We start from the raw sequence: 10,705 nt of genomic DNA on the forward strand, positions 1-10,705 counted from the left end.
ATTTCATTAAACCGATAGTAATTTTGGCGTTCATATACTTCCGGTTCCATATGAAGATCAGTTAAGGCTTGCCTTTCAGCATACCTTAAATCTTCCAACATGCTTTCCCACTCTTTTACTTGCCGGTGTGGTGTGACTTGCTTTCTTCCTTCGTCTCCATTTCGTCGACTTCGAGAGGAGTCATTCCGTAACTCCGGACCGTAAAAACCGCGGTAGTAAATTCTTTAATCCACATTTCTAGGTCAAATGAACTAACTTCATCGTTAATTCGTTTGATTTGTTTTTCTGACAAACCAACAACGTTTTTCAAAAGGCTTTCTTGAGCTTTATTAGCTTCAAGAACTTCCTTCATAATTTCATCATCAGTTTTATCTGTTAAATCGTATGATTTTGCAATTGATAAGTTAGCTTTTGTTACTTCTTCTACAACTTTGTTTGTTACGTTTAATTCGATAGGTTTCTTAATTCCCAATGCTTTTGCATCAAATTTACTCATAATAATTGAACCCCTTTCCCAAGATACCTATTTATTATTTATCGCTTGATGCCGAACCACTTGCAGCAGGTGATGTTGTTGCAGTAGGTTGTGAACCGGTTGATGATGATTGTGTACCAGCTTGTGGGAAGATATTAGCAATCATCTTGCTGTAATCAAATCCTTGTACACCTGAGTTATACATTGTGTAAACCTTAACTGAGTTACCAGTTACCAATGTCTTAACTGCACCACCAGTTGTTACTGCTGATACTGATGAGCCAGTTGTTGATGCTTGACCAACTTCTGTACCAATACCTAAAGCAGTAAACGTTAATGTATCAGCCGTAATCTTTTCTGATTGGTTATTTGTTTGAATATTTGTGTTACCCATTGTGACAGTTCCATCATAAAAACCAATGTAGCCGTCATTTCCATCCCAATCAGTTGAATTAATTAATAAAGCACAGTGGTTAACTTCGGCATCAGTTGTCCGTGTGTAACTTCCATCTTCGTTCTTAATCATTCCTGTTACTTTTTGTAAGATATCAAATGGAATACCATTAGCACCTAAAGCAACAGTTGGTTCTGGTGTACCTGCAGCAGCACGCGCAACAGCGTTTGAACCGTAAGTCTTAGTAATCGTACCTTGCAAGTTTGAGAGGTTAGCTTGCGTAGCACCACCAGCGCTATTTAAATCTACACGGAATACTCCTGGAGTTCCGCAGTTTGTTGTTAAACCACCTTTTGATTCGTCTGTGATTACTGTATGTGTCTTTGGATCAATACGAGCAATCATCCAATTTTTTAAACCGATATATGCCATTTAAATTTCATCCTTTCTTAATAAATGCTTAAATTGAAATACCTTGGTTACTTGCCCTGTGTCAGGATCAATTGAATGACCAGGGCTATATACACAAAACCACCCTTGAATTTCAAAGGCATTCAAAAGTGGTTGTTCTAATTTATCAAAATCAACTGTTGAATCACTAGCGTAGAAGATATTAACTGCCACGGTTTCTTCCATTTCATTTGAGCGGTCGGAACCGTATGTAGTTGGCATATCATTAACTTCCGTGATTAACACATCAGTTGTACTTGTATCATCTAGATTTGTATCTGGTGGCCAATTGAAACAATAAACATGTGCAATCGGCAAATCTAAAGATTTAATGATTTTCTGTGCCCTTTGCGCTGCTGTCATTGTTTCCACCTCCATTTACAATTCTGCGATATGCCTCAGCTTTTGCTGCTAATACTAACGGTCTAGCTTTTTCAACTGCATGATCTTTGAAATGCAATTGTGCCTGTTCCTTTGGTGACATTTTCTTCTTACCATCATTCATGATACGTGCAATATAAGCGTGGTCTTTATCCCAACCCACATCGGTTGCACCATTCGGAATATTGTCCGCGTTTTTTCCCGGAACGAACGTAATTGCATCTCTCATATGCACTCCCTTGCGGTTCGGGTTGTATGGCGTTTCTTCGCGTAACACTTCTTGAAATACCTTTGCTCCGGCCGTATTAATTTCGGTTTTCTGTGCGGTTGTTAATTTCGCACGCTTAACAATTTGGTTGTACCAGCCTTCAAGTTGACCGGCAAAGTCATTATCATCTGCCACGTTTCGTCACCAACTTTCCTGTGACCGTATCAAAACTATCATGAGCGTCATATGGATCTTCGTTGAATACTAAATCCGTGTAGACGTTGCCTTGATATTTTAAATGCGTATATTTTTGCAATTCTGAATTATGTCGAACGATAAACGACTTTGTATCCGTAACTCCTTGACCCATTAATACATACGTTTGAGTCATTGAGTTCGTATACATACCACCCCAAACCTCAACATCACAAACAAATTGTTTGTCTGTATTTATACCATTAATCGTTTCTTTACTTTCGACATGCCCGAATTGCAATCTCAGGCGCAAACGACTAGGATTGATTCTTCGCATCGTCATCCACCTCTTCGTTCACGTCATAAATACCACGGAGAGTTCCGATGATTGAATTCAACGGAGCATCAATGGTATATGTCTGCAACTCTGAAACACTTACTCGATTTTCGTAGTAAGTGCTTGCTAAAGCTAGAACTGCATTATCAAACAACGGTTGAACATCAACCCGTTCAAAAAATGCGTCCGTACCTTCATCACCTCCACAGATGGCGTTCTTCACGAATGATACAGCCGCATTTAATTCATTTTGTAATATCGTGTCATCTTCGTTGCCGTCAATTCGCAAGTTCAGCTTTAAATCATCTAAAGTGACCGCCACGGACTACACCTTCTAACTATTTACCAGCTGTTGTTGAAGAAGCTGCTGCAGTTGCTCCAAGCTTAAAGTAAGCAGGTACAAATGCATCGCCGTCAGTTGCTTCAACATCAAATCGGTCAATAACACGAATCTTAGTTTCGTCATTTTCAAATGCACCACCGCCAATATTGGTTGTAAGCAATGACATTTGTTGACGGTCAAACAATGTAACAGCTTGTTTCAAATCACCATAGAACATTGGATGGTTGCCTGAACCGTCATTTGGTAACCAACGGTCGCTGATTACTACTACTTGTTTACCTTCTAATTGGTAAATATTTGGCTTTGTAATGTCTGGTTGGATCATGTAACGGCCCATACCGTCCTTAACGTGCGCTAATTCGTTAAAGCCTGAAACGTTTGTCATTAAGAATGATGTAGATGCAATTGCAGGGTCAACGCCTGTGTTAATTAATGTCTTAACATCGTCATATGATGATAATGTCGATGCTGCTTTAGCTTTACCTGATAACTTAGGTAATACTGCCAAGATAGCGTTGTTACGTGTGACAACTGATTTCCGTGCGATCCACTTTTCAACCCATGCTAATAAGTTGTCTGGTGAATCGTTCAACAATGTGTTTGTAATTGTTGAAATACCAGCATAACGATGAATTTGATATTGAATCTTGTTTAATTCTGGATCATCGTTATCGCCAATCTTAGCTGCATCATCATCTAAGTTAGCTAATGGTGTGATGTCTTTCCATTTTTCGTATACTCGTGAACCGTTTGGCATTGAAACTGATTCTGTTGTTACATACTGTTCCAATGAAGCATATTGACGAATCAATTCATGAATTTGAACTTGAATATCTTCAGGAACAACTAAACCAAGTTGATTGCCTGATGTATCCGTTTCTGTTAAAAGGTTCATGACCTTAGGATCACCTTTAATCAATCCCTTAACTTGGTTGGCAAAATTCATCTTTTCGTGTTCCTTTTTGCCTTCTTCAGTATGAATAGCCACATTCTTATCAGCGACTTTCATTGTCTTTTCTTCTTCGCGTGCATTTTCTAATTCATCATGCAATGAATCACGACGAATTTTAGCGTCATCACGTTCTGCTTTTGCTTTTGCTAAATCTTCAGCTGATACTGAATCATCCAATAACATTGTTTGTACTTTTGCATTTAAATCATCTACGCGTTGACCCGCTTGAATCCACGCGTCATTTAATTTATTAATATCCATTAATTTTCACCTCGTAAAATTTCTAGTTTTTTGTTCAATAAAATAGCTGAGTCAGATTTCTTATTTTTCTCAGCCATTTTCATCTGCATGTTCCTAAACTTATTTAGTGTCGCTTTAGAAACGACAGGCTTTTCAGTCGAATTAAAGACTGGTGTTTGTTCGTCTTCAAACATAATTTCATCAGCAAAGCCTTTATCAACTGCATCCTTAGCAGTTAACCATGTTTCATTACTCATCATTTGGAGCAATTCATCTTGGCTCATACCAGTTTTCTTTTCATATGCACTAGCAATAGACTGGTCGATTGTTCCAAGTACGTTTGCCTGATGTTCTAAATCATCAGCGTTGCCTTGAGAATCCGTCCATGCTTTATGAATCATAATTTGAGCAGTTGGAGCGATCTTAACGATATCTCCTGCCATTGCGATGACACTTGCAGCAGAAGCAGCAAGGCCAACGATATTAACTGTGACGTCATTGTCATAATCTTTTAATAGTGAGTAGATTTCACTACCAGCGAATACATCACCGCCATTACTTGCAATTTCCACAGTAACTGGTTGATGATTAGCATTTTGCAGTGCTGATTCCACTTGATTTGGCGAGCAATAATTGCTCATACCCCAAAAGTCGTAGAATTCAGCAGTATCATTATCAATAATGTCACCCTTTACCGGAATTTTGATCATCGTTTTCACCTCCTTCCACAGGTGGAGTTACTTCCTTATCAAGTGGTTCAGGTACTTTTTCAGGGAAGAAATTCATATCTTCAAGCATTGAAACTACTTGACTGTTTGTTAAAATACCGTCTTTATCCATACCAGCAAGCACAGTTGCAAATGTATCACCGTTAGGATCAACTGCCGGACGAATATTAACTTTGATGTTTGCATTAAGTTTAAAATTCAATTCACTAGCGATTGCTTGAGCATAACGGTTTAATGCATTTGAATAAAAGCCTTGAATCATCGTTAAACTTGATTGTTGGTCGCCCTGACCGTTCAAATAGCTATCAGGAACACCATAAACTTTGGCAATTTGTGTGGTAGTCCAATCAACCTGCGCTAATAACTTAGCGACATCAGCTTTCATTTCTAACGGTGTATATGTTTCAAGATCATCTAGAACAATTGGACCACCATTTGAATTGTTCACTTGACGCATAAAGTTTCGCGAACGTGCCGCTTTTTCTTTCTGGCTAAGTAAACCACCGTGTTCAACACTCAAGACACCCGGGCTCAAGATTGCCCGATTTAATGCGTTCTTGGTTAAACTATTAGACTGTTCTTGAATTTGAGCCTCATTAATCAACGCTGAGAGTGGAGAAACACCGGTTTTACCACCATTTCGGGACATTAAACGGAAATGAATCATATCGTTTTGCGGAACGTTTTGCATAAATCCAATTTCAGGTTCATCAAATGAGATATTGTAAACCATTGAAGAACCGTCTTCTAACAACATCGGTTCGACTTGAGATGGTCTTAAATATTCCCAGTAATTATCCGTTCCATTTTGATTACGCCAACGATAGGCATATGCGTTACCATCAAGCAACAGTTGAGCAAACATTGATTCCCAGAAACCGTGTGGGTTAGCAGTCTGTGTTGGTTTATTCAATAATGCTTGATATTTGCCTTTATCAGCTTTAAATTCACAGTTCGCTAAATCCATTGAAAGCAGAAAAACAATTGAATAGATGTCTGAATTTCGTAATGCAAAGTCAGCACTGATATACTCATCATCATCCAACCCATTCAGAAAATTTAGGACATCATATTCATTTGATAAGGATATTGTTCTTTCAGTGTTTCGATTAAGATTAAAAAACGCCAATCAACTCACCTCCTTTCTACTTTCAATGTTTAATATTGCTTAAAATTGCAATCGTAATACCAAGCACTAACAATTCAATGCCAGCAAATATCCCAGATAAAAAAATCGACTTAGTAGCAATCGTGATATCAAGAACTATTAAGCCGATAATTATTAGAATTAAATCGATATTATTACCAATCGTCTTCAGCAACCAAGCCACTTTCTTCATTCTTAAACCACTCCTTGACTTGTTCTTCAGTCATTCGTTCAACTTCTTTAGATTTATCATTTACTGGGCTAAAATCTTCAAAATGATACATACCTTGGTACATCGCATCAACCAATGCATCCACAACATCAATTTTTAACGTTGCTTTTGCCTTATCTACTTGAATTCCAATCTTATCTTCAAAAATTTCAGCGTTGGTTAATGCTTTCTCCATAATTCTGTCTTGTAAATGAGTAACTTTGCTTTCAGCAAAGGCTCGTTGTAAAAACTTGGTTGGATCTTTTAATTCAGAAGTCCGTTGTCTAATTGCTTCTAACGGCCACGAAGTATTCATTTCTAGGTTCTTAATCATCGTGTTCGCACCATAAGCATCATAGCCAAAGAATAATACGTTTAAATCATTCTCAATTACATAATCCAATATCCATTGATATACCTGATCGCCATTAATCATTCCTTGTGGATGTGAAGTGATTGTACAATATCCTTGTTTTTCTAAATCACGGTAATTAATTCCATCTTGTTTCTCTTTGGCTTCAATTGAACCTGCTTTATACCAAGGAATGAATGAGTGTTGCGCTAAATACCATTTTTTAACACCGTTATCCATATAAGGAACAATAAACGCAAACGAAGTATTATCGCTAAATAGTGAATAGTCAAAACCAATATAAACATCACGATGTTTCATATCAAAATGACTAATTTTAGTCTTTTCAATATCAACAAGTTTCAAATACGAATTAGTTGATTCCTGCAACCACATATTCATATTTTTGATTTGAAAATCATTAATACGACCTTTAAGTGTCAAAGTATCACGTTCGTTAATTAATCCATCCAACAACGTTTCCGATTGACTTTTAAGTGCCAACAATGGGTTGCTTTTCATCCAAGTTTCAGGTTGGAACACTTCATCAAGTGAGTCCTGCGCCCAAACCAAGCAGAGAGTGTTATCACCTTTTCGATTCCAATCTTGTTCCATTGTCTGTTGCGCAATGGTTTGGTCATTCCGAAATGGTGAAGTAACGTTTGGATATGAGGTTGAAATCTGAATATATTGATGATTATCAACTTTAACTTGTCCTGATGTGATTTTTGATGTTTGCTCATCATTATCGATATCACCAATTTCATCAAATACTGCTGTTCTAAAGTGATACGAATCATATTGATTCGATTCATAACTTATCAGTCTTAAAACATTGTTTTTAGCTTTCTCAACAATTTCATCCTTGTAAATCTGAAGATTTAATTGCTCTGCCAAGCTCTTAAATGGTTCTTGCATGATAACTTTTTTCATCATGCCTTTGATATAACCAAACAACTTGCTGCTTTGCTTATATGTTGGCGCAGTAACTAAATAATCTTGGTTACCTTGTCCAATTGATTCAATTAAAAACGAGTAACAAAGAATAATACTTGCAAAATAAGTCTTACCGTTAGCCCGTGCAACTGAAACAATCGCATTGGTAAATCGTTTTTTATTCTTAGCGTCACGCCAGCCCATTAATTGACACATGATAAATCTTTGCCATGGCAATAAATTGATTGGTTCGCCGGTATCAGTATCCGGACAAACGCGTGAAAACTTAAGTATGTTGCGGCATTCTTTCATCGAATAATGATATGGGAAATCATCTATACCTGTTTCAACCCGTTTTAAATCTTGAAGATGACGGAAACAAGCTAATTTAATCATGTAACCAGCAACTAATTTTCCATCCATAACATCGAAAGCATATTGAGTGCCGTCATCTTGGTATTTAGCACGAATTTCATCATAATTCTGAGATTGATAAACTTTATCAACGTCTTTTGATTGTGTTAAATCGATTTTTTGCACTCAAATCACTTCCTTTACTCGAAGAATTGTTTCATTGCGGTTGCTACGTCCACACCTTCAGTTTTATCAGCAAGCATATTGATTAAACTTGCTCGGCTAGTTGGTGTTAAACCTAATTCGCTAGCCAAAGCTTTTAATTTAGCAGTAGCAGCATCTAGAATCTGTGTTGACGGATTACGTTTAAACCCTTGAAAATCTCTACGTGGTTTTCCGTCATCATCTCGAAGAACTTCACCGGTTGGTAAAACAACTGTTTTCCAAATGCCTTGAACTTGACCGTGTTCTTGAATATCTTTGTAAGCATTAATTAATTGTTCGTAATTAATACAAAATGCCTCAACGATTGCATGATCAGTTTGTTTAACAGTTTGCATTTTTTGTAAAACCGGAACAACAATTTTCCACATTTCGCCAGCCAATTCACTGAAATATGACGGTGGTGTCATCTTTAAATCGTCAACATCTTTAGTTTGCTCAATCAATTTTTCAGTACGTCTACGCTGATCAGCACGAGCATGTTTATCTGTTGTAATTTTTGGTTTTCTCGCCAAATTTTGACCCTCCTTTCAAACGATGGTGACCATCTTTAAAGGATTTCCCAGGGAATTCCCATGCCGGACAGCCCCAAATAAAAACATTTTTGTTTTTGCGTGTTTGGCAAAAGAAGATTTTTCTGTGTGCGCTCCTTTTAATTCGTTTTTAGGGGGCGGGGAGTAATTTTTTTAAAGAATTTGCTTACCATTCTGAAAATCTTCAATCAGTTCTGACCATTCACTAACTTTTGAGATTGGTTCACGGTCAATCAAGGAATTATCCTTACCAGTCCCAAACAATTTCTGTTCAAGATCTGTTTTAACACGGTGGCAATCTCGGCAGATGGTCGCTAGATTTCCTAAGCTATTTCTTAAGCTAGGGTCAATCTCAATGGCAACGATGTGGTCAACCGTCTTGCCTGCATTGACTAAGTGATTAGCCAGGCAATACTGGCACAGATAATGATCACGTTCAAGTGCTTGCTTACGTAACACTTGCCACTGTTTTGAACGATAGAATTGATATCGTTCTTGCGATGATGTATCACGATTGCGTACTCGTGTATTGTATTTATGTTGGTATTGTTTATTATGACTACGTGCCCACTTCATGCGTGATTCAAGGTATTCCTGCTCATGTTCTGCATGTTGCTTACAATAATGCAATGGCAACTCACACATTGCATGGCAACCATTGAATCGGCATCGCCTAACTCGTGGCATTGCTATTCACTCCATTAAAAAAAGCGGTAGCTAAATGCTATCGCTTATCTGTATTTTTCAACAGTATCATAATAATATGTTTGTAGTCTGATTGGAGTCTACAAAAAGTCCAATAAAAGTCTAATAAAAGTCTGATTTATTTATGGATTAATTTAACGATGAGATTGCCAATTAAATATCCAATGCCAAGCAAAGCAAGAACTAATAAACCATACTTAAGCAATTGAATTACAACCACACCCACAGTTGATATTAATACGACATATATAACTACGTACAATATCAAAAACAACAATGCCAATCCTAAAACATATAACATTATTTATCACTTCAATTCTTTGCGTCGTTCTTCAATCAATGCAGAGAGTTCGTCCAAGTCTTCCACAGTTGAGAGTTTATTAATGAATGTCTTAGCATAGGAACGATACCGCAAGTATTTCATACGCTCTTTATTTTTGTCGTCCCATTTCTTATTAGCTTTTTTTCTAGCTTCAGATATTGCCATTCTATTTCACCAACTTAATAATAATATTCACAATCGTTAATCCAATTAACACGATTAACAACCAATCTAATCTATTTAGTTTCTTCATATCACTGCGCCTTTATGATACACTGAAATAGGAGTTCAGCTTGATTGCTTTGCTCCTATCGTTTGATTACTTAATCAAACTGATTATTATGCTGACAATTTGAAGAACGATTTGAATGATGACCAGTGTTTCTTCAAACGTCAGCTTTTTTCGTGGTTTCATAAAAGCTTACCTCCTTCCTACAATTATTATAATACACTTAATTAAGTGTAAAGTCAACACTTTTTCAATAAAAAAAGAATTAGTTTTTAAACTAATTCTTCTTCGTAAATATGCAAATCAGGACAACCTTTTTGCATTTCTAATCTGTCTGCAAATTCGTTGAATGCTTCATCTTTCAGTTGGAAATATCTTGCCTTAGAATAGCCCATATTTTGCGATATTTGCCAATCTGTTAACTCTTTAATGTATTTACCTTCAAGAATAATAAAGGCCGTCTGAGAGCAATTATTAAGTGCTAATGAAATACCATTCAGAATATCCTTAGCAGCAATGTATCTAATCAATTTTTCTTCATTATGATTACCACCATCATGATTAACTGGCATGTCCGAAATAACAGGAGATTTTAAACTCGCTGGGCTTTCGTTAACCATTCTCAATAATCGTGGCAATTTCGTATCTAAATAACTGCGTACATTAACCGCCGTTTTTTTATAATCAATATTTGGAAATAAGTCCACAATGCGTCATCTCCATTTGTTATAATAATATTGTCGATATTATTGTAGTGACGCCGATTGTGGCGTTATTTTTTTATACTGATTATAACTAGAAACAGAATAAATTCAATCACGATCGAAATCACTAATGCCATGTTAGCCAGTCCCGGATGTAATTCCATGTTTCGCGGTCAGTTCTGTATTCGACACTGTCTAATTTAATCCGATAATCATTTTTAGCGACTTCGTTGTATTCCGTGTCTTTGACATCGCGATTGATATGTTTAACTTCATTATCAAGCGTG

At 36.8% G+C, this 10,705-nt stretch carries 15 protein-coding genes; all 15 read right to left on the reverse strand.

Annotated features, from left to right (window positions below; genetic code table 11):
• Positions 1-115: 115 nt before the first annotated feature.
• The 15 genes from Q3C15_RS08240 to Q3C15_RS08310 all read right to left on the reverse strand — a co-directional run bounded on the left by Q3C15_RS08240 (position 116) and on the right by Q3C15_RS08310 (position 10,421).
• A complete protein-coding gene (locus Q3C15_RS08240) occupies positions 116-496 on the reverse strand; it encodes a phage tail tube assembly chaperone (RefSeq protein ID WP_302704930.1) in 381 nt (126 codons plus the stop codon).
• A 34-nt stretch (positions 497-530) separates the two neighbouring features.
• Positions 531-1,301: a major tail protein gene (locus Q3C15_RS08245; protein ID WP_283602099.1), complete on the reverse strand. Its 771-nt coding sequence runs from the start codon at positions 1,299-1,301 to the stop codon at positions 531-533.
• Positions 1,302-1,682, reverse strand: a complete 381-nt coding sequence (locus Q3C15_RS08250; protein WP_302704931.1) for a DUF806 family protein — start codon at positions 1,680-1,682, stop codon at positions 1,302-1,304.
• Complete coding sequence (locus Q3C15_RS08255) at positions 1,648-2,103, reverse strand: hypothetical protein (RefSeq protein WP_302704933.1); 456 nt, start codon at positions 2,101-2,103, stop codon at positions 1,648-1,650. Before Q3C15_RS08255 ends, Q3C15_RS08250 begins: the two co-directional genes overlap by 35 nt.
• Positions 2,093-2,440 (reverse strand): phage head closure protein, encoded by a 348-nt coding sequence (locus Q3C15_RS08260; protein WP_302704934.1) that lies wholly within the window; start codon positions 2,438-2,440, stop codon positions 2,093-2,095. The genes Q3C15_RS08255 and Q3C15_RS08260 overlap by 11 nt, the downstream gene beginning before the upstream one ends.
• Positions 2,421-2,762 (reverse strand): head-tail connector protein, encoded by a 342-nt coding sequence (locus Q3C15_RS08265; protein ID WP_283602103.1) that lies wholly within the window; start codon positions 2,760-2,762, stop codon positions 2,421-2,423. Before Q3C15_RS08265 ends, Q3C15_RS08260 begins: the two co-directional genes overlap by 20 nt.
• Before the next feature lie 16 nt (positions 2,763-2,778).
• Positions 2,779-3,996, reverse strand: a complete 1,218-nt coding sequence (locus tag Q3C15_RS08270) for a phage major capsid protein (protein ID WP_302704935.1) — start codon at positions 3,994-3,996, stop codon at positions 2,779-2,781.
• Positions 3,996-4,685, reverse strand: coding sequence for a head maturation protease, ClpP-related (locus tag Q3C15_RS08275; protein ID WP_302704936.1), 690 nt, complete (start codon positions 4,683-4,685; stop codon positions 3,996-3,998). The genes Q3C15_RS08270 and Q3C15_RS08275 overlap by 1 nt, the downstream gene beginning before the upstream one ends.
• Positions 4,660-5,832, reverse strand: coding sequence for a phage portal protein (locus Q3C15_RS08280; protein WP_302704937.1), 1,173 nt, complete (start codon positions 5,830-5,832; stop codon positions 4,660-4,662). Before Q3C15_RS08280 ends, Q3C15_RS08275 begins: the two co-directional genes overlap by 26 nt.
• Before the next feature lie 22 nt (positions 5,833-5,854).
• Entirely contained in the window at positions 5,855-6,043 is a 189-nt protein-coding gene (locus Q3C15_RS08285; protein ID WP_302704938.1) for a hypothetical protein, read from the reverse strand.
• Positions 6,006-7,889, reverse strand: coding sequence for a terminase large subunit (locus tag Q3C15_RS08290; protein ID WP_302704939.1), 1,884 nt, complete (start codon positions 7,887-7,889; stop codon positions 6,006-6,008). Before Q3C15_RS08290 ends, Q3C15_RS08285 begins: the two co-directional genes overlap by 38 nt.
• A gap of 14 nt (positions 7,890-7,903) precedes the next feature.
• Positions 7,904-8,440: a phage terminase small subunit P27 family gene (locus Q3C15_RS08295; protein WP_302704940.1), complete on the reverse strand. Its 537-nt coding sequence runs from the start codon at positions 8,438-8,440 to the stop codon at positions 7,904-7,906.
• Positions 8,441-8,611: 171 nt separating this feature from the next.
• Positions 8,612-9,145: an HNH endonuclease gene (locus Q3C15_RS08300; RefSeq protein WP_302704942.1), complete on the reverse strand. Its 534-nt coding sequence runs from the start codon at positions 9,143-9,145 to the stop codon at positions 8,612-8,614.
• 325 nt (positions 9,146-9,470) lie between these two features.
• The gene (locus tag Q3C15_RS08305; protein WP_302704943.1) at positions 9,471-9,650 is read right to left on the reverse strand and encodes a hypothetical protein; all 180 of its coding nucleotides are present in this window, start codon (positions 9,648-9,650) and stop codon (positions 9,471-9,473) included.
• 336 nt (positions 9,651-9,986) lie between these two features.
• Complete coding sequence (locus Q3C15_RS08310) at positions 9,987-10,421, reverse strand: ArpU family phage packaging/lysis transcriptional regulator (protein WP_302704944.1); 435 nt, start codon at positions 10,419-10,421, stop codon at positions 9,987-9,989.
• Positions 10,422-10,705 lie beyond the last annotated feature (284 nt).

It is taken from the genome of Ligilactobacillus sp. 110_WCHN (assembly GCF_030518115.1).
Classification (GTDB): domain Bacteria; phylum Bacillota; class Bacilli; order Lactobacillales; family Lactobacillaceae; genus Ligilactobacillus; species Ligilactobacillus aviarius_C.